Source organism: Vibrio sp. ArtGut-C1, assembly GCF_002105475.1.
GTDB classification, from domain to species: Bacteria; Pseudomonadota; Gammaproteobacteria; order Enterobacterales; family Vibrionaceae; genus Vibrio; species Vibrio diabolicus.
In genome coordinates this window covers 1-18,295 of record NZ_NCTH01000004.1, presented here as the reverse complement: position 1 = coordinate 18,295, position 18,295 = coordinate 1, and the positions used below count along the sequence as shown (strand labels likewise).

Here is an 18,295-nt window from a genome sequence, read left to right as displayed (position 1 = left end):
GCAATGATGAGCTTATTAGATGTCAAAGATCTGCGCGTCGAATTCACCACGCAAGATGGTATCGTAACCGCAGTAAACGATTTGAACTTCTCTCTCAACCAAGGCGAAACCTTAGGTATCGTTGGAGAATCGGGATCAGGTAAATCTCAAACCGTATTCGCAATCATGGGCCTGTTGGCTAAGAACGGTATTATTTCTGGTAGCGCAAAGTTTGAAGGCAAAGAAATCCTAAACTTACCAGAAAAAGAACTGAACAAAGTTCGCGCTGAACAGATCGCAATGATCTTCCAAGACCCAATGACATCACTGAACCCTTACATGAAGGTAAGTGACCAGTTGATGGAAGTGCTTATGCTGCATAAAGGCATGGGCAAAGCGGAAGCATTTGAAGAATCAGTACGCATGCTGGAAGCGGTGAAAATCCCTGAAGCGCGTAAGCGTATCACGATGTACCCGCATGAGTTTTCAGGCGGTATGCGTCAACGTGTAATGATCGCGATGGCGTTGTTATGTCGTCCTAAACTGCTTATTGCCGATGAGCCAACAACAGCACTTGATGTGACGGTTCAAGCACAGATCATGGACCTGCTTAATGAGCTTAAAGACGAGTTCAACACGGCGATCATCATGATCACGCACGACCTTGGTGTTGTTGCAGGTTCGTGTGACAAAGTGCTGGTGATGTATGCAGGTCGTACGATGGAGTACGGCAACGTAAACGAAATCTTCTATAATCCAAGCCACCCTTATGCAGAGGGTCTGTTGAAAGCGATCCCTCGCCTTGATACGGAAGGTGAAATTCTGCCAACCATTCCTGGTAATCCACCAAACTTGCTTCGTCTACCACCGGGCTGCCCTTATCAAGAGCGTTGTCACCGAGTGATGGATCGTTGTAAGCGTGAAGCGCCAATTCTGACTCCATTTGGTGATGGCCGTCAGCGCGCATGTTTTTCTGAATGGGAGGCTTGGAACAAATGAACGCAGTAGATAAAAAGCTAATTCTGGACATTTCAGAGCTGAAAGTTCACTTCAGCATTGCGTCAAAATCGGCATGGCCTTGGTCAAAGCCTTCAAGCCTAAAAGCGGTTGATGGGGTGAACGTTCGACTATACGAAGGGGAAACGCTTGGTGTAGTAGGTGAGTCAGGTTGTGGTAAATCGACGTTTGCGCGCGCCATCATCGGTCTTGTTGAAGCGACGGATGGAGAAGTAGTTTGGTTGGGTCAAGATCTAACTAAGATGAAAGACGTCCAACGTCGTGAAACGCGTAAAGAAATCCAAATGATTTTCCAAGATCCTTTGGCTTCTCTTAACCCACGTATGACGGTTGGCGACATTATTGCTGAGCCTCTTGAAACGTTCTACCCAGAACTGTCTAAGCAGGAAGTGAAAGACCGCGTTAAAGAGATGATGGCGAAAGTTGGCCTATTACCTAACGTTATTAACCGTTACCCACACGAGTTCTCAGGTGGTCAGTGTCAGCGTATCGGGATTGCGCGTGCGCTTATCCTTAAGCCTAAGATGATCATTTGTGACGAGCCAGTATCGGCGCTTGATGTATCTATTCAAGCTCAGGTTGTTAACCTGCTTAAAGAGATTCAAAAAGAACTAGGCCTTTCTCTGGTATTCATTGCGCATGATTTGTCAGTGGTTAAACACATCTCAGACCGTGTTTTGGTCATGTACTTGGGTAATGCTGTCGAGCTCGGTGAGGCGGAGGCGCTGTTTGCTGATCCTAAGCACCCATATACACGCGCATTGATGTCAGCGGTTCCGATTCCGGACCCGAACATTGAACGCAGTAAGAAAATCCAAATGCTGGAAGGCGACCTTCCTTCGCCGATCAGCCCACCATCGGGTTGTGTGTTCCGCACTCGTTGCCCACAAGCAACCGAAGAGTGTGCGAAGACGAAGCCAACGATTCAAGGTAACGACGTTCACGCGGTATCTTGTTTGCACGTTAGTGTATAAATTCAGCCTGTGACGGGCTTAAGCGCGACACCTTCATCGGGTCGCGCTTTTTTTATGCATCTGATTTATACATTCGAATTTCTTGAACATGATGTCCTAAGTTCAGTGATTTTCTGTTTGATAGGAAACGCTAATATAGACATAAACAGAATGAGAGGAGCGCAATCATGGGTAAGTTGGTCGAAGGTGTTTGGCATGACGTCTGGTATGACACAAAATCAAATGGTGGCAAATTTGTGCGTGAAGATGCCGGATTCCGTAACTGGGTTAAAAACGAACCTGATGCGGAGTTTAAACCAGAGTCTGGTCGATACCATTTGTATGTCTCTCTTGCTTGTCCTTGGGCACACCGAACGCTCATCTTCCGCAAGCTGAAAGGCTTAGAACCCCATATTGATGTCACGGTTGTTTGCCCTGATATGTTAAGCCAAGGCTGGCAAATGGGGCTTCCTGAGCCACTATTTGGTCACACTCGTATGCACCAAATCTACACGCAGGCCAAACCAGATTACACAGGCCGTGTAACTGTGCCTGTGCTTTGGGATAAAAAGACCAATACGATCGTGTCGAATGAGTCGTCAGAAATTATTCGTATGTTTAACTCGGAGTTCAATGAGTTAACAGGAAACCACGATGACTATTATCCAGAACAGTTAAAGCATGTTATTGACGAGTGGAACGATTTTGTTTATCCAAACGTCAACAATGGAGTGTATCGCTGTGGTTTTGCGACCACGCAAGAGGCATATGAAGAAGCATTCGATTCTTTATTCGCTGCGCTAGATAAAATCGATTCGCACCTAGCGACGCATCGTTATTTAGCGGGGAATACTATTACTGAGGCTGATTGGCGTTTGTTTACGACTCTGATCCGTTTCGATGTCGTGTATGTGGGTCACTTCAAATGTAACAAGCAGCGCATCGCAGACTACGAAAATATTCAAGGATACTTAAAAGAGTTGTATCAAGTCGAAGGCGTCGAAGAAACCACGGATTTCTACCATATTAAACGTCACTATTATTTCAGCCACACTGGTATTAACCCGACGCAAGTCGTACCCAAAGGGCCTGATTTAGACTTAAACTCTCCTCATGGAAGAGAAATAATTAGCTAGTTTGCTGCCTCTATCAGAAATGAAAAAGTACTTAACGGTTAGCAATGTCGTTAAGTACTTTTATGCCAACTAAATACTAGGAGTAGGAGAGTGACTTTTAAGTGTGCGCTCGTCTTACTTAGCGCGCACGACGTCCATCACTAATTTTCCGTCGACTTTTACAGGGCCATCTTCTTTGGCTCCGAGTGTATATTCAAATACGCCAGTCTTCATTCCCCCTTTTTCTCCGTGGACCATTAGCATCAGCATGTCGCCAGACTCAACCGGTTCCATCAAAATTGCATTCACGTTCTCATTCTGTCCCATCTTTAGTGGGGCATAGCCGATAACAGGGCCAGGCTTCATTGATTCGTCTGTTCGGTGGACGACCATCCATCCGTTGTCGTCAGCATGAACCATTTTTGCGGTTACTGTTCCTCCGGTCATATCTTGATCAACGCCTTTAATGCTTGGGGCAGAAAAGCTGAATGAAGAAAAACTGAACAGAAATGCAGCTAAACCAAGCTTTAGCAGTGAGTTGTTGATGGAGTTGTTCATATGTATTCCTTACTTATGTGTGAGTTTGCTTAATAGCAGTCCATCTTCGTTACGTAGTTCTAGTAAGAAAGTTCAGTTGAAATGTAAATAATGCTGATAAATTGAACAGGGAGGCTCGCTTCGTTCTATTACGTTTTGGTGGCAGGTAAAAGAATAATGAAATTATAAGACGCAATGGTAAGCCGGGAACCGGGGCCATTTTCTGATTATCCTCTCATCGTCACAGCTTCTTACCCATATTCAAATAAACTAATGATATAACAACCGCTTTTTAACGGGGTGATGCATGGATATCAATGAGTTTGTCAGTGGCGAGCATCTAATTTGGAATCTGCTTATTGCTCTATTACTGGGGGCAATTGTTGGCACCCAACGTGGCTGGGTGATGCGCAATAGCGTAGAAGGCAGTCGTGTAGCAGGCATTCGTACTTTTTCTTTAGTCGGTTTACTCGGTGGTTTAGTTGGCATTCTCGCCAACATCTATACACCTTTACTCATTGGTTTTGCGCTTATCGCTTTAGTCATCCTCACTTGCATCGCTTTTGTTATACAGCAGAAAAAGAGCGGAGATGTGAGCATCACTGGCGTGGTTAGTATCATGGTGGTGTTTGTTCTGGGTAACCTTGCCGTGTCGGGTGAGGCTGTTTTAGCTGCAGCAGCGGCCGTCATAACCGCTGTGGTGCTCGATAACAAAAGAGAGCTACATCAAGCACTACAAAAACTGCAAGAGTATGAGTTAGACGCAGCACTGCGTTTATTACTTATCTCGATAGTCATGTTACCACTGTTACCAAATCAATCTTACGGCCCTTGGAATGCACTTAACCCGTATGAGATTTGGTGGATGGTTGTGCTGATCGCTAGTATCTCTTTTGTCGGTTATTTTGCGATAAAGATCGGCGGGGCGAAGCGAGGTATTTTGTTTACGTCTGTATTTGCGGGGCTTAGCTCTTCGACAGCATTAACATTGCAGTTTTCCCATCTTTCTCGTGAGCAAGCGAGCATCAGCCCGTTACTCGCTAGTGGTATTCTTTTGAGCTGCGGAACCATGTTCCCTCGTTTACTTATCGTACTGTCCGTTATCAATCCACAATTAGTGAAACTGCTTTGGCCAATTGTGATGGCGATGATGGTTGCGCTGTACATTCCGGCATGGTGGATTTGGCGCAGAAGTGAAGTTGAGCAGATTGAGCAATCAAATAAGCAAACGAACCCTCTTGCTTTGCAGTCGGCACTGTTCTTTGGCCTCGTGTTGGCGGTGATTATGCTGCTTGCTCATGCTTTGTCTGACTGGTTCGGCAACGCGGGTGTGTTGATCCTTTCTGCTTTATCAGGGATTACTGACGTTGATGCGATCTCGTTAACCCTCGGGCGTCAAAGTACGCAAACATTGAGCGTGACCACTGCTGCGTTAGGCATTTTGATTGCCGCTTCGGTTAATACCATTGTGAAAATGGGGATGGTCATCGCGATAGGGGATAAGAAGCTTTGGCGCCGAATCGCACCAGTGATGACAGGTTGTGTTGTGGTTGGGGCTGGGGTATTTATGGCGCTGTATTCGTAAGAGCGTATTAGTGCTATTGCTCATAGCCTCTTTGCTGTGTGGCCAACAATAGAAAAAGCCCTCGACGAATCGAGGGCTTTGGATAGTTGTCCAACTAGATGTCAGAAGCGATTATTTAGCTTCTTGGTCTGCTTGGATTGCTGTTAGAGCGATTGTGTACACGATATCGTCTACTAGCGCGCCACGAGACAAGTCGTTTACAGGCTTGCGCATACCTTGCAGCATTGGACCGATAGAAACTAGGTCAGCTGAACGTTGTACCGCTTTGTAAGTCGTGTTACCCGTGTTTAGGTCTGGGAATACGAATACTGTCGCTTTACCTGCTACTGGAGAGTTAGGCGCTTTAGACGCTGCCACGTTTTCCATGATAGCTGCGTCGTACTGTAGAGGACCGTCGATCACTAGATCAGGACGCTTCTCTTTCGCGATGCGAGTTGCCTCACGTACTTTATCAACGTCTGCACCCTTACCAGATTCACCAGTAGAGTAAGAGATCATAGCAACGCGAGGGTCGATACCGAATGCTGCTGCAGAGTCAGCAGATTGGATAGCGATTTCAGCAAGCTGTTCAGCGGTTGGATCTGGGTTGATCGCACAGTCACCGTAAACCAGTACTTGATCAGGCAGAAGCATGAAGAATACTGAAGATACGATAGACGCATTTGGTGCAGTCTTGATGATTTGGAACGGAGGAACGATAGTGTTCGCCGTAGTATGAACAGCACCAGAAACTAGGCCGTCAACTTCGTCGTTCTCAAGCATCATTGTGCCTAGGAATACTGAATCTTGTAGCTTCTCACGAGCCACAACTTCAGTCATGCCTTTCGCACCGCGCAGCTCAACTAGACGAGCAACGTAGTTTTCACGAACAGCATCGGCATCGATGATGGTTACGCCAGTACCTAGCTCAACGCCTTGTTGAGCTGCTACGCGACGGATTTCATCTGGGTTACCTAGAAGCACACAGTCTGCAATGCCGCGTTCAGCACAGATTGCTGCCGCTTTAACAGTACGTGGTTCGTCACCTTCTGGAAGAACGATACGCTTGCCTGCTTTACGAGCAAGTTCAGTTAGCTGGTAACGGAACGCTGGTGGGCTTAGACGGCGAGACTTCTGAGTGCCTTCAGTCATTGACTCGATCCAGTTACCGTCGATGTGACCAGCAACGTGCTCGTTGATGAACTCGATACGCTCTTTATCGTCTGCAGGTACTTCGATGCTGAAGCTCTGTAGGTTTAGAGATGTCTGCCAAGTGTTACCTTGTGCTTTGAAGATAGGTAGACCAGTGTCGAACGCTGGTTTACATAGACCTTCGATTTCGCGAGGGATGTCGTAACCGCCAGTTAGCAGTACAGCACCAATATCCACACCGTTCATTGCAGCAAGAGAAGCAGCAACGATAACATCAGGACGGTCTGCAGAAGTAACAAGTAGAGAGCCAGGTTTGAAATGCTCAATCATGTTTGGCAGAGAACGTGCACAGAAAGTGATGCTCTTGATGCGACGAGTGTTGATGTCACCTTCGTTGATGATATCTGCTTTCAGGTGCTTAGCCATGTCGATTGCACGAGTCGCAATCAGATCAATGCTCCATGGCACGCAACCTAGTACACGAATTGGAGAAGTGTTGAAGATTTCCATCACTTTCAATTCGTTTTGTTTCGCGCTATCTGCATCGTCAAAGATTTCAGATAGGTCAGGGCGAGTACGGCCAGCTTCGTCAACAGGAGCGTTTAGCTTGTTGATGATAACGCCAGAGATGTTTTTGTTCTTAGTGCCGCCGAAGTTAGAACATGCTACTTCGATACGCTCTTTCAGTTGCGCTGGGTTATCAGTACCTGGAGTCGCAACTAGCACGATTTCTGCACCAAGTGTTGCCGCGATTTCCGCGTTTACTTGGTTTGCAAATGGGTGCTTACGAGTAGGTACAAGACCTTCGATTAGCGTAACGTCTGCGTCTTTGTTGATTTGGTTGTAACGTTCAACAACGGTTTCTAGCAGCTCGTCCATGTTGTCGTTACCGATTAGGCTTTCAGCAACAGACATCGCCATTGGCTCACCGATCTTCATATCGCTGTTGTGGCCAACGATAGTTGAAGTCAGATCTGGCTGATCACCACCTGAACGTGGCTGACAGATTGGCTTGTAGAAAGAAACTTTAACGCCTTTACGCTCCATAGCGCGAAGAACACCCATGCTAACGCTTGTTAGGCCAACGCCTGCGCTAGTAGGGATAAGCATAATAGTACGAGACATTCGTAGAGTACCTTTAGCTATTTGGGGGATAAAAGCTCAACTCTTATTCCATGAAGCTCGAAGAATAGGAGTTGAGCCCCTAAGAAATTCGTTTGAATGAAAATCTGGCTAGCCGAGTGGCTAGCCAGTAATTCAATTAAAGACCTGTCAGGCGTGCAGTGTCTTCAGCGATGACTAGCTCTTCGTTAGTAGAGATAACCATTGCAGGGATACGGCTGTTTTCAGTCGTGATAACGCCTTCGCCGCCGAAGCGAGCTTTAAGGTTAGCTTCGCTATCTACTTCGATACCGAAGATGCCAAGACGGTTTAGAACCATTTCACGGATAGGGCCAGAGTTCTCGCCGATACCGCCAGTGAAAGTGATTGCGTCTAGACGACCGTCCATTGAAGCAGTGTAGCCAGCTACGTACTTAGCTAGACGGTGGCAGAACACGTCCATTGCGCGTGTTGCTTCTTCTTTCTCACCGTAGTTGTCTTCAACGAAACGACAATCAGAAGTCACTTCAGTTAGACCTTGAAGACCAGACTCTTTAGTTAGCATCGTGTTGATTTGATCAACAGAGTAACCTAGAGCGTCGTGTAGGTGGAAGATGATCGCAGGGTCGATGTCGCCACAGCGAGTACCCATTACTAGACCTTCAAGTGGAGTAAGACCCATAGAAGTGTCTACAGATTGACCGTTCTTGATCGCACATACAGATGCGCCGTTACCTAGGTGACAGTTGATGATGTTTACTTCTTCAACTGGTTTGTTTAGTAGGCCAGCAACTTCACGAGTGATGAACAAGTGAGAAGTACCGTGCATGCCGTAACGACGGATACCGTGTTCTTTGTATAGGTTGTATGGAAGAGCGTATAGGTAAGACTCTTCAGGCATAGTTTGGTGGAACGCAGTGTCAAATACAGCAACGTTTTTCAGCTCTGGGAAGTTTTTCTTAGCCGCTTCGATACCGATGATGTGAGCAGGGTTGTGAAGAGGTGCAAATGTTGCAGCGTCTTGAATACCTTTTAGAACTTCATCAGTGATTAGTGCAGATTGAGTGAACTGCTCGCCGCCGTGAACGATACGGTGACCGATTGCGCCTAGGTTAGCTTTAAGCTCTGGCTTAGAAGCAAGAATAGTTTCTACCATAAACGCTAGTGCTTCTTCGTGAGCTGCACCATTGCCTAGTTGAGCTTCGTGCTTGCCATCAAGTTTCCACTTGATGCGAGCTTCAGGAAGGTGAAGACACTCAGCAAGACCTGATAAGTGCTCGTCGCCGTTCTCGGCATCAACAACGGCAAATTTAAGAGAAGAACTACCGCAGTTTAAAACTAAAACTAGCTTAGACATGTATGACTACCTGTTATTCGTCTGATAAAAAATCAGTTAAAGAATGAAAAATTAATCACAAGAATAGCCGATACCCAGAAGGCTGCGTACTAATCCTGGTCAAAAATTGTTCTAATTCCATATAAAGAAATAGTGATGAACCCATCCATCACTATGATGCGATCCGTGCAGATAGATATCTCGGAGTTGCTTAAATTGTAAATAACAGCAACAATGAGATTGAGGGTCTGCAAAGGATAGCGATAATAAGCAATGATAACAAAAAAAATTTGAAAGAATATTAACTTTCATCAATTTTTTGTACCTTCAGTTGAAATGTTCAACTATTTTTTAGTGAGAGAGCGGTATGAGTAATAAAGTCGGATTGATCCATAGCCTGAAAGATGGCCAGAATTACATGGAGATCTGGCCGGTTCGTAAAGAGCTAAGTGCCATATTTCCGGAACAGCGTATCATTAAGGCGACTCGCTTTGGCATTAAAGTCATGCCAGCCGTTGCTGCGATCAGCGTACTCACTCAAATGGCATTCAATAATTACCACGCGTTACCTCAATCCATTGTTGTTGCCTTGTTTGCGATTAGCTTGCCACTTCAAGGCATTTGGTGGCTTGGTGCTCGATCCAACACGAAATTGCCGCCTTCTCTGGCGTCTTGGTATCGGGAGCTACATCAAAAGATTGTGGAAACAGGTTTTGCACTAGAGCCTGTTAAAGCTCGCCCTCGTTATAAAGAGCTTGCGATAATACTGAATCGAGCGTTTCGTCAGCTTGATAAGTCCTCACTAGAGCGTTGGTTCTAATTTAAATTGTTTGAAATGGAGTGTGCACTAGCCGCTCCATTTTTGATCCTGCCTCTATTACCTACTTTGACGGTCGTTGATGAAGCGAGCGAAGCTTTGTTTACCAAAGATTCTTTCCGGATGAAGAAGTCCCCCGATCACAAATGTTGCTTTAGTGTTAAATCTTTCTTTTCTTTACTAAGACTTAGTAGTAATAATAAAAACAAGATGCGCAAGAAGTGCACAGTTATACGAACACAACATTACCCCCTTCAAACATTTGAATTCACGAGTCGATATTCATGTTGAATGCTCGCGAAACAAGGACGAAGTCACATCAAGGAGTTATGATGAAAACGAAACGTTTATTAGCCACTGCCGTTCTATCTGCTACTGCTATTTTCTCTTCTGCCAATGTACTGGCCGCCACTGCAACCGTTGCAGTTTCACAAATTGTCGAACACCCCGCGTTAGACGCGACGCGTCAAGGATTGCTTGATGGTTTAAAAGCGAAAGGCTACGAAGAAGGCAAAAATCTAGAATTTGATTATAAGACCGCACAGGGTAACCCTGCGATTGCAGTGCAAATTGCCCGTCAGTACGTCGGCGAAAATCCTGATGTGTTAGTGGGTATCGCGACGCCTTCGGCACAAGCCTTGGTGTCGGCTACTCGCTCTATTCCTGTTGTCTTTACTGCGGTAACAGATCCGGTTGGTGCGAAATTGGTTAAGTCGATGGAACAACCAGGCAAAAACGTAACTGGCCTGTCTGATCTTTCACCCGTTGCTCAGCATGTCGATCTCATCCAAGAAATTCTTCCTCAGGTGAAAAGCATCGGGGTTGTATTTAATCCCGGTGAAGCTAATGCCGTGACTTTAGTTGAATTACTAAAAGAAAGCGCAAAAGCAAAAGGCATACAAGTGGTTGAAGCGACCGCACTAAAAAGTGCTGATGTTCAGTCTGCGACTCAAGCGATTGCAGCGAAATCAGACATTCTTTACGCCCCAACAGACAATACAGTTGCAAGTGCGATTGAAGGGATGATTGTGGCAGCGAATCAAGCGAAGAAACCTGTCTTTGGTGGCGCTACGTCGTATGTCGAAAAGGGTGCAATTGCAGGCTTAGGTTTTGACTACTACCAGGTTGGTGTACAAACCGCGGATTACGTGGCGGCGATTCTTGATGGTCAAGAACCAGGCAAGCTGGATGTAAAAGTCGCGACGGGCTCTGACCTTGTAATTAATGAAAGCGCAACATCTAAGCTCGGTATCAAGCTGCCAAGTTCTGTGGTTGAACGTGCGACAAGCATGCAATAAGTAACGCTTTTTGGGGTTAAGCCTGTCACGTTGGTTGGTAGAGGCTTGCCCCAAAATTGATACTCGCCGGACTTCTCGTGTAGAGAATTCTGCTAGAGAAGAATGGGAGTATACGTTAGAAGTCTTAAGTTCAGGTTGGTATTCGTCAGCCTGAACATGCAGAAAGGAGCAGTTATGTCTGCATTTGCTTTTTTTGGCGCACTCGAAATTGGCTTAATTTATGGCCTAGTTGCCTTGGGTGTGTATCTTACGTTTCGTGTTCTCGATTTCCCCGATTTGAGTGTGGATGGCAGCTTTCCAATGGGAGCTGCGGTGGCTGCAACGGCGATTGTCGCAGGTATTAATCCTTGGCTTGCGACAATAATGGCGATGATAGCCGGTAGTATGACGGGGTGGGTAACCGCTTTTTTGGCTGTTCGATGTGGTATTTTGCACCTGTTAGCTTCCATTCTTACCATGATCGCGGCATTTTCAATCAATATTCGTATTATGGGCAAACCTAATATGGCGTTGCTTGGAGAGGATACGATTCTCACTCCGTTTGAAGCATTGGGCGATGCGATGTTTATTCGCCCTCTGGTTGTTGGGGTCTTAGTTCTTCTGTCCGCTTTCTTTGTCATTCGCCTGCTGAACAGCGACTTTGGTCTTGGTTTACGAGCCACGGGCGTTAATGCGCGTATGGTTTCTGCGCAAGGGGCGAGCACTGGTTTTTATACCTACTTTGGCTTGGCTTTATCCAACGGGTTTGTCGGATTCGCAGGCGCGTTGTTTGCACAAACGAACAGCTTTGCAGATGTGACCTCTGGCGTGGGCACCATTGTGGTTGGTTTGGCTGCTGTGATTTTGGGCCAGACCCTTATTCCCGGGCGAAAAATTTGGGTTGCGGTATTTGCTGTCATCATCGGTTCGGTACTTTATCGTCTTGCAGTCGCTTTCGCTTTGAGCTCTGGCATGTTTGGTTTACAAGCATCAGACCTCAACCTTGTCACCGCAGTATTGGTGGCTGTCGCGCTTATTGCTCCAAAATTAAAACAGAGCATGAGAGCGAAACAACGCGTTACCGATGCTAAACAAGCGGCATCAAAAAATGGTTCGGGGGAGGCGTTATGATTGAACTTAATAACATTCAGGTCACGTTCAACCCAGGGACGATTTTAGAAAATCGTGCATTGAAAGGCGTCTCTTTAGAGGTTCCAGAGCATCAATTTCTTACCGTGATTGGTTCTAATGGCGCAGGAAAATCGACGTTGCTTGGTGCGGTGACAGGTGAGACGCCGATGATAGGTGGTCAGGTGATCATTGATGGCAAAGACGTCACCAAGCAGACGGTAGCCCAGCGTGCGACGCAATGCGCACGAGTGTTTCAAGATCCATTGGCCGGAACCTGTGGAGAGCTAACGATAGAAGAGAACATGGCTTTAGCGTACATGCGTGGTAAAAAACGCAGTTGGGGTTTGGCGCTTTCAGCTAAACGTCGCAAGCTGTTCCAAGAGCGAATTAGCATCCTAGGGCTTGGCTTAGAAGATCGTCTGGGCGATAGCATTGGCTTACTGTCCGGTGGACAACGACAAGCCGTTAGCCTTGTGATGGCGACGTTATCGGAGAGTAAGTTGTTACTGCTTGATGAACACACGGCTGCGCTTGATCCTCGTATGGCGGCGTTTGTTATCGACTTAACTAAACGTATTGTCGATGAGTTCGATTTAACCGTGATGATGGTGACGCATTCGATGAAAGACGCATTAGCATGTGGCGATAGGACCGTAATGCTTCACCAAGGTGAAATTGTGCTTGATGTGGCTGGAGAGCAGCGCGCTAACATGCAAGTACCAGACTTGTTGGATATGTTCTCCAAAGTGCGTGGTGAAGAGCTGGCAGATGACAGTCTCTTGTTGAACTAAGCGGTATCCGACAAGTCACTACGCCTACTAAGTGTGATCCTCCTTGGGAAAATTGGCTGATATGTCAACTCGCAAGGAGGATTTCTTGTCTCTAATTCTTCAATAACATAGTGGCATATCCGATGACGAGGAGTGCCCATAATGAACCTGCCATTTATTTTTCATAGTCAAACTATTGATGGTTTAGCTTTTAATCAAGAGCAAGTCACAGTCAGACTGAAAACCGAGACATTGGATTTTGATTCCGTATATGTGCGTCTTGAGCCGGACAATGAAGAATGTCTGGTCGACATGACTCAAGTAGGAACTGCTGGGGAATTGTTACTATGGGAAGCATCGTTCCGCCCAAATCGAGATCGAGATGTAACACATTATGTGTTTAAGCTTCTCAAAGATGGACAACAATACTGGCTCGATGCACGAGGCGTACAAAAGCGTATTCCACCCAAAGAGTTCCACTTTAAGTTGAATGTAAACCATCAACCACCAAGCTGGGTCCAGGAGCAAGTGTTCTATCAAATCTTTCCTGACCGTTTTTCTGCTAGTAAAAGTGAATCTGACATTCGTAAAGCTTATGCTCAGCATGATTCAGAAGCGATCATTAAATCGTGGGGAGAAGCGGTAGGCTCTCACCAAAATACCGGGGCACGTGAATTCTTTGGCGGCGACCTCAAAGGTGTAGAGCAGAGGTTGGATTACCTTGAGCAGCTCGGCGTAACAGCGCTTTACTTCAATCCGATTTTTTCTTCACCAAGTAACCACAAATACGACACTACTGATTACTTTACTGTTGATCCTATGCTCGGCACTAATGCTCAGTTTGCGGAACTGTGTGAGAAGATTCGTGGTAAGAATATGAAGATTGTCTTAGACGCGGTGTTTAACCACACGTCAGTGCATCATCCTTGGTTTGATATCCAACAAAAAGGAGAAGGGGCGTATGGCAATCCGCAGTCAAAGTTCCGCGATTACTACTTTTTCGAAGGCGAAACCAACCACTACATTGGTTGGAAAGGCATTGGTAACTTACCGGTTCTGAACTTTGAAAATGAACATGTGCGCGACTATATCTACCAAAGTGAAGAGTCTGTCATCAAGTATTGGCTGAAGCCACCGTACTTGGTTGATGGCTGGCGATTTGATGTTATCCATATGCTTGGCGAAGGAGAGGGAGCGAAAAACAATGCTCATTATGTTGAAGCGTTTCGCCATGCGACGAAGTCAGTCAATCCGAATGCCTATGTGCTAGGTGAGCACTTTTTTGAAGCAACACAGTGGCTGCAAGGTGACCAAGAAGATGGGGCGATGAACTACTACGGTTTTGCTCATCCAGTTCGAGCTTTTATCGCGCAGCAAGATATTATGTATGAACCAATCAACATTGATGGTTTGGAGTTTAAAGCATGGTTGGACGAAGCCAGAGCAAAAATTCCATTTTCGAATCAGCTATCGCAGCTAAATCAACTCGATAGTCATGATACTGCTCGTTTTATCACACTGGTTGATGGTGATAAGCGTAAAATGAACATCGCACTTGCTCTGCTCATGACATACGTCGGTACACCTTGTATTTACTATGGGAGTGAAGTCGGACTAGAGGGAGGGCTGGACCCGGATAATCGTCGCTGTTTCCCTTGGAATGAAATCGAAAACTCAGCATGGCTGTCGATTTACAAGCAATGGATTTCGATACGTAAACAGTACAAGTCTTTACAGTCTGGTAGTATTCAATGGCTGCATTGCGATACCAACGTGCTGGCTTATGCGCGCGTACTTGGAAGTGAAGCGATCGTTGTTGTGATGAATCTAAGTGGCGATGAGTGTTCAATTGACTTGCCTCTGTGGCAACTTGGTTTGGAGGCTACCCATCTTTCGCCACTACTGGATGGACGCGAACTTATTGATTATAAGGGTCATCTTTCTGTCAATATACCTGCACAGAGCTTCAAATTGTGGCAACTGAAGTGACACTACATTCTATATTGATTAAACTTCTTTAATATATAAACAGTCTCCTACAATGCGTACACATTTGTTGGTTATCTGATTATCTGGCGATGCGGACTACGCATTGCCAGTTGATAAGACAGCGTAATCCCATTGTTTGATAAGAGACGATCTACCTTTCACATACATGGTACTCAATGGTTAACCAAAGGCGATTTAGTCTCTCATTTGTCATCTTTTTTCCCCTCGCATTATTTGTAGTGGTTTTGCTTGTTACGACAAAAAACTACTACGATGCGGTCAATCGCTATATTGATTCTGAGTATGCACGTATTGATCGTGCCATGTCCCGTGGTATTAAAGTCCTCACCGCCTTAGATTATAGTTTTACTAACTATACGAATTACGCTAACCCATTGTCTGAAGAGCACAATTCTTTAGTCAAAAAGGGGCTTTGTTATATTTGGCCGATAGACGTCTTGTTGCTAGAGAGTGTCTACAGTGAGGGGTTACCTGCGGTTGATCTTGATTACATGATTGTGGGCGATGAAAGCTTATGTCAGCAAGGTTCAACGATTAACCAACTAGCTGAACAAAAGGCGGGTTTTGCACCGTCATTGTCTTTTCTGCACGATATTGAATCCCATATCGTTGGTATTCATTACATCGATAAGCGTGGTTACGTCATTTCGTCTCCTGACACGTACGCGAAAAACTTCACTAGAGAGCTTTGGTCAACGCTAAAAGCGCGCCCATTTTGGCAAAAAACCGCACAAGATAAAGTGAACATCACCTTGGCCGGACCTGGGCCGATGTTGGATTCGATGGAAGGTCAAATCATTAGTATGACGGTGCCTGTTTACGAAAAAGGGAGGCATCAAGGTGTGCTGTCCATTGATTTTGATGTCAATGCGTTGATGGCTTCGTCACTAGGTCTTGTTGGTAAGTTTCATTTGGTTTCCAATTTACAATCCATTCCTTCAAACAGTACACGTATCAAACCAGTCGAGTTAGAGCGATTGAGTGCGAATCACAGCATGTATTACGAGTACAACCTTTGGGATGAAGCTAAGAACCTAGCGGTGTTTGAAAAATACAGCCTTATTGTTGCGATCTCTATTTACGTTTTGAGCACAGTCGTATTGTTCTATGTGAATATGCATAGTGAGCGACGTTATTTTAAAGATCTCGCCGCCAGAGATCCGATGACGAGCTTGTTGAACCGTCGAGGAATGCAAACCGTGTGGCGCAATAAGATGACGAAAAAACAGGTTGCATTAGCAGTGTTCGATATTGATAACTTCAAGAAGATCAATGATACCTATGGTCATGATGTCGGCGATTCTGCGATTCAGCTAGTTGCAAAATGTATACGTGAAAATATTCGCCACACAGATGTCGCCTCAAGATTTGGTGGCGAAGAGTTCGTGTTGGCGATTTACGACGAAGACTCGGAAGGCATTAAGCTAATTTTAGAGCGGGTAAAAAAAGCCATAGACGAACGCTCGACACGCGTGACTAAAGAAGGTTTTACGATCTCTGGCGGTGTGGTGTTCAGTAAAGAGAACCGAGTGGAAAGCTTTGATGAGTTATTTAAAGCGGCAGATGAAAAGTTATATCAAGCCAAGAGTACAGGCAAAAATAAGATTTGCTACTAAGATCTAAGCGCTTAAAGGGCGAGCAGTTCGCCCTTTGCAATGCTCAGGTTTTATGCAACCTGAGAATTTAACTCATCACGATAACGTTGAATATGCTCAACAATCGGCGCGGCTTTGTTAAACGTTCGGATTTCTCTGAATAGATCTTTTGCTTCAGGATAGGCCTGACGTAAGTAAGAGAACCATTGTTTTACGCGGTTTGGATAGTACAAGCCTTTGTCGCCTTTCATCTCAAACTTGGAGTAGTAGATCAGTAGCTCAACCACCTCGGGCCATGACATTGGCTGGTGGTTGTGTTTTACCATGTTGCCCAAGTTAGGGATATTGAAAGCGCCGCGGCACACCATCAAAGAGTCAACGCCAGTCGTTTCAATGCAACGTTGACCGTCCTGGTAATTCCAAATTTCGCCATTCGCAATAAGCGGAATATCAAAACGTTCGCGAATTTGGTTGATGTAATCCCATTTTATCTCAGAAGCTTTGTAACCACCTTGTTTAGTACGTGCGTGTACTGTTAATTCATTTGCGCCAGCAGACTGAATGGCATCGACAATTTCAAAACAATCTTCAGGGTTTTCCCAGCCAAGACGAATTTTTGCAGTTACGGGGATTGCCTTTGGAACGGCTTCTCGACAAGCTTTTACCACACGGTGAATTAGCTCAGGATGCTGAAGTAGAGCAGCACCGCCCTTACTTTTATTGACCATTTTGGCTGGGCAACCAAAATTTATGTCGATGCCTCTGGCGCCTAGGCTCGCCGCTTTAATTGCGTTCTCAGCCATCCAGTTTGGTTCTTGTCCTAATAATTGCACATGTACTGGCACACCTGATGCGGTTTGAGAACCTTGCAACAGCTCCGGGCATAAACGGTGAAATACATGATCGGGCAATAACTGGTCGATGACTCGAACAAATTCCGTAACACATAGGTCATAGTCGTTTATCTCGGTCAGGATCTGGCGCATCAAATGGTCTAAAACGCCTTCCATTGGGCCTAGTACAACTCGCATAGTTTGCCTAATACAGTTTGATGATAAAAAGGAGGGCGATTGTAGCGATGTAAGCTAAGTTTGTCATTAAAAGACTCAAAGCACTCAATACAGTCAAACTCGCAACTCCCGGTTACGTGCTTTTATGCTCTGAGGTATAATGCCGCCAAATTTATGGGAAACCAGATGTCATGCAATACACATTGATTGAGAAAGGCGAAATTCACATCGATGAATCTTGCCTATTTATCGAAGGCGCAGTGCTCGCTGCTAACCTGACGACAAAACCACTCGCTCCTGAAAAGTGGTTAGAGCCGCTATTAGGTGAAGGATTCAAAGCGATTCAACCGGCAGTAGAAGAGCAAATTCACAAGCAGCACAACCGAATTCAACGAAACGAATATTCCGTGCTAGAGCTAACAGGCAAAGAACCTGAACAACTTGCTGATTTTGCCGAAGGCTTTATGTCTGTTTGGCCAATGATTGAAGAACAATGGCAAGACGTTGAGCTCAATGATGGATTGCAACGTATGCTACAAGCATTACTGACCACTTTGATGCTGGCTATCGATGAGTCGGCAACGCAGCAACAGATGCGCGACGCCGGTATTGAAACGCCTCCAGCTCTTGCAGACTTGGTCGACCAGCTTGATTTGATGGTTGGTGAAGTGGCGTTAGGAGCGGATGAGTTGATGGTAGGCAATAAGGCTCAAAGCCTAAACCCATTCAAAGGTATCGGGCGCAATGATCCTTGTCCTTGTGAGAGCGGCAAAAAGTTCAAGCAGTGTTGTGGTCAATCACGTGGTTGAGTTAAATAGCCGCGATGTTTACTCAGTAAAAAGCCGACCAGATGGAGTATACAGTAAAAACCATGTCTATTTGCGCGTGAGTGAGTGGAAACCCTTTACTGGCAATACTTCTTGTTGATATG

At 45.6% G+C, this 18,295-nt stretch carries 15 protein-coding genes; 11 read left to right on the top strand and 4 right to left on the bottom strand.

Translation table 11 applies throughout. From position 1 onward, the window contains the following. The first annotated feature begins 6 nt into the window (after window positions 1-6). The 3 genes from B7360_RS04530 to B7360_RS04520 all read left to right on the top strand — a co-directional run bounded on the left by B7360_RS04530 (window position 7) and on the right by B7360_RS04520 (window position 3,085). Window positions 7-978, top strand: a complete 972-nt coding sequence (locus tag B7360_RS04530) for an ABC transporter ATP-binding protein (RefSeq protein WP_005396641.1) — start codon at window positions 7-9, stop codon at window positions 976-978. Beyond that, entirely contained in the window at window positions 957-1,970 is a 1,014-nt protein-coding gene (gene oppF, locus B7360_RS04525; protein WP_006742812.1) for a murein tripeptide/oligopeptide ABC transporter ATP binding protein OppF, read from the top strand. Before B7360_RS04530 ends, oppF begins: the two co-directional genes overlap by 22 nt. Before the next feature lie 167 nt (window positions 1,971-2,137). Then, on the top strand, window positions 2,138-3,085 hold the full coding sequence (locus tag B7360_RS04520; RefSeq protein ID WP_074191594.1) for a glutathione S-transferase family protein: 948 nt from the start codon (window positions 2,138-2,140) through the stop codon (window positions 3,083-3,085). A gap of 114 nt (window positions 3,086-3,199) precedes the next feature. On the opposite strand, the gene B7360_RS04515 is transcribed toward B7360_RS04520, so the two are convergent. Further along, window positions 3,200-3,622 (bottom strand): hypothetical protein, encoded by a 423-nt coding sequence (locus B7360_RS04515; protein ID WP_085342813.1) that lies wholly within the window; start codon window positions 3,620-3,622, stop codon window positions 3,200-3,202. A 286-nt stretch (window positions 3,623-3,908) separates the two neighbouring features. On the opposite strand from B7360_RS04515, the gene B7360_RS04510 reads away from it, so the two are divergent. After that, window positions 3,909-5,186 carry a DUF4010 domain-containing protein gene (locus tag B7360_RS04510; RefSeq protein WP_046874406.1) on the top strand — a complete coding sequence of 426 codons (1,278 nt, stop codon included), beginning with the start codon at window positions 3,909-3,911 and terminating at the stop codon, window positions 5,184-5,186. 111 nt (window positions 5,187-5,297) lie between these two features. Here the strand turns inward: B7360_RS04510 and pta are convergent, their stop codons facing one another. Further along, on the bottom strand, window positions 5,298-7,442 hold the full coding sequence (gene pta / locus B7360_RS04505; RefSeq protein WP_005396636.1) for a phosphate acetyltransferase: 2,145 nt from the start codon (window positions 7,440-7,442) through the stop codon (window positions 5,298-5,300). A 136-nt stretch (window positions 7,443-7,578) separates the two neighbouring features. Next, window positions 7,579-8,775, bottom strand: coding sequence for an acetate kinase (locus tag B7360_RS04500; RefSeq protein WP_005396635.1), 1,197 nt, complete (start codon window positions 8,773-8,775; stop codon window positions 7,579-7,581). Window positions 8,776-9,121: 346 nt separating this feature from the next. Here B7360_RS04500 and yfbV point away from each other — a divergent pair, with 346 nt between their 5' ends. From yfbV to B7360_RS04470, 6 genes are all read left to right on the top strand, one after another. Beyond that, window positions 9,122-9,574, top strand: coding sequence for a terminus macrodomain insulation protein YfbV (gene yfbV, locus B7360_RS04495; RefSeq protein ID WP_005380809.1), 453 nt, complete (start codon window positions 9,122-9,124; stop codon window positions 9,572-9,574). Between the two features lie 329 nt (window positions 9,575-9,903). Further along, window positions 9,904-10,869, top strand: coding sequence for an ABC transporter substrate-binding protein (locus B7360_RS04490; RefSeq protein WP_085342812.1), 966 nt, complete (start codon window positions 9,904-9,906; stop codon window positions 10,867-10,869). Window positions 10,870-11,043: 174 nt separating this feature from the next. Further along, on the top strand, window positions 11,044-11,979 hold the full coding sequence (locus B7360_RS04485) for an ABC transporter permease (RefSeq protein WP_012841584.1): 936 nt from the start codon (window positions 11,044-11,046) through the stop codon (window positions 11,977-11,979). Next, on the top strand, window positions 11,976-12,770 hold the full coding sequence (locus B7360_RS04480; protein ID WP_005396631.1) for an ABC transporter ATP-binding protein: 795 nt from the start codon (window positions 11,976-11,978) through the stop codon (window positions 12,768-12,770). The genes B7360_RS04485 and B7360_RS04480 overlap by 4 nt, the downstream gene beginning before the upstream one ends. A gap of 141 nt (window positions 12,771-12,911) precedes the next feature. Beyond that, window positions 12,912-14,738 carry a maltodextrin glucosidase gene (gene malZ / locus B7360_RS04475; protein ID WP_085342811.1) on the top strand — a complete coding sequence of 609 codons (1,827 nt, stop codon included), beginning with the start codon at window positions 12,912-12,914 and terminating at the stop codon, window positions 14,736-14,738. Between the two features lie 176 nt (window positions 14,739-14,914). After that, a complete protein-coding gene (locus tag B7360_RS04470; protein WP_085342810.1) occupies window positions 14,915-16,375 on the top strand; it encodes a sensor domain-containing diguanylate cyclase in 1,461 nt (486 codons plus the stop codon). 50 nt (window positions 16,376-16,425) lie between these two features. Here the strand turns inward: B7360_RS04470 and dusC are convergent, their stop codons facing one another. After that, window positions 16,426-17,385: a tRNA dihydrouridine(16) synthase DusC gene (gene dusC, locus B7360_RS04465; protein ID WP_085342809.1), complete on the bottom strand. Its 960-nt coding sequence runs from the start codon at window positions 17,383-17,385 to the stop codon at window positions 16,426-16,428. A gap of 170 nt (window positions 17,386-17,555) precedes the next feature. On the opposite strand from dusC, the gene B7360_RS04460 reads away from it, so the two are divergent. Beyond that, on the top strand, window positions 17,556-18,173 hold the full coding sequence (locus B7360_RS04460; protein ID WP_005396626.1) for a YecA family protein: 618 nt from the start codon (window positions 17,556-17,558) through the stop codon (window positions 18,171-18,173). Window positions 18,174-18,295: the final 122 nt, after the last annotated feature.

Bases quoted from the DNA above. Each gene is read 5' to 3' on its own strand.
- B7360_RS04530 (WP_005396641.1), top strand. From the start codon at position 7: ATGAGCTTATTAGATGTCAAAGATCTGCGCGTCGAATTCACCACGCAA.
- oppF (WP_006742812.1), top strand. From the start codon at position 957: ATGGGAGGCTTGGAACAAATGAACGCAGTAGATAAAAAGCTAATTCTG.
- B7360_RS04520 (WP_074191594.1), top strand. From the start codon at position 2,138: ATGGGTAAGTTGGTCGAAGGTGTTTGGCATGACGTCTGGTATGACACA.
- B7360_RS04515 (WP_085342813.1), bottom strand. From the start codon at position 3,622: ATGAACAACTCCATCAACAACTCACTGCTAAAGCTTGGTTTAGCTGCA.
- B7360_RS04510 (WP_046874406.1), top strand. From the start codon at position 3,909: ATGGATATCAATGAGTTTGTCAGTGGCGAGCATCTAATTTGGAATCTG.
- pta (WP_005396636.1), bottom strand. From the start codon at position 7,442: ATGTCTCGTACTATTATGCTTATCCCTACTAGCGCAGGCGTTGGCCTA.
- B7360_RS04500 (WP_005396635.1), bottom strand. From the start codon at position 8,775: ATGTCTAAGCTAGTTTTAGTTTTAAACTGCGGTAGTTCTTCTCTTAAA.
- yfbV (WP_005380809.1), top strand. From the start codon at position 9,122: ATGAGTAATAAAGTCGGATTGATCCATAGCCTGAAAGATGGCCAGAAT.
- B7360_RS04490 (WP_085342812.1), top strand. From the start codon at position 9,904: ATGAAAACGAAACGTTTATTAGCCACTGCCGTTCTATCTGCTACTGCT.
- B7360_RS04485 (WP_012841584.1), top strand. From the start codon at position 11,044: ATGTCTGCATTTGCTTTTTTTGGCGCACTCGAAATTGGCTTAATTTAT.
- B7360_RS04480 (WP_005396631.1), top strand. From the start codon at position 11,976: ATGATTGAACTTAATAACATTCAGGTCACGTTCAACCCAGGGACGATT.
- malZ (WP_085342811.1), top strand. From the start codon at position 12,912: ATGAACCTGCCATTTATTTTTCATAGTCAAACTATTGATGGTTTAGCT.
- B7360_RS04470 (WP_085342810.1), top strand. From the start codon at position 14,915: ATGGTTAACCAAAGGCGATTTAGTCTCTCATTTGTCATCTTTTTTCCC.
- dusC (WP_085342809.1), bottom strand. From the start codon at position 17,385: ATGCGAGTTGTACTAGGCCCAATGGAAGGCGTTTTAGACCATTTGATG.
- B7360_RS04460 (WP_005396626.1), top strand. From the start codon at position 17,556: ATGCAATACACATTGATTGAGAAAGGCGAAATTCACATCGATGAATCT.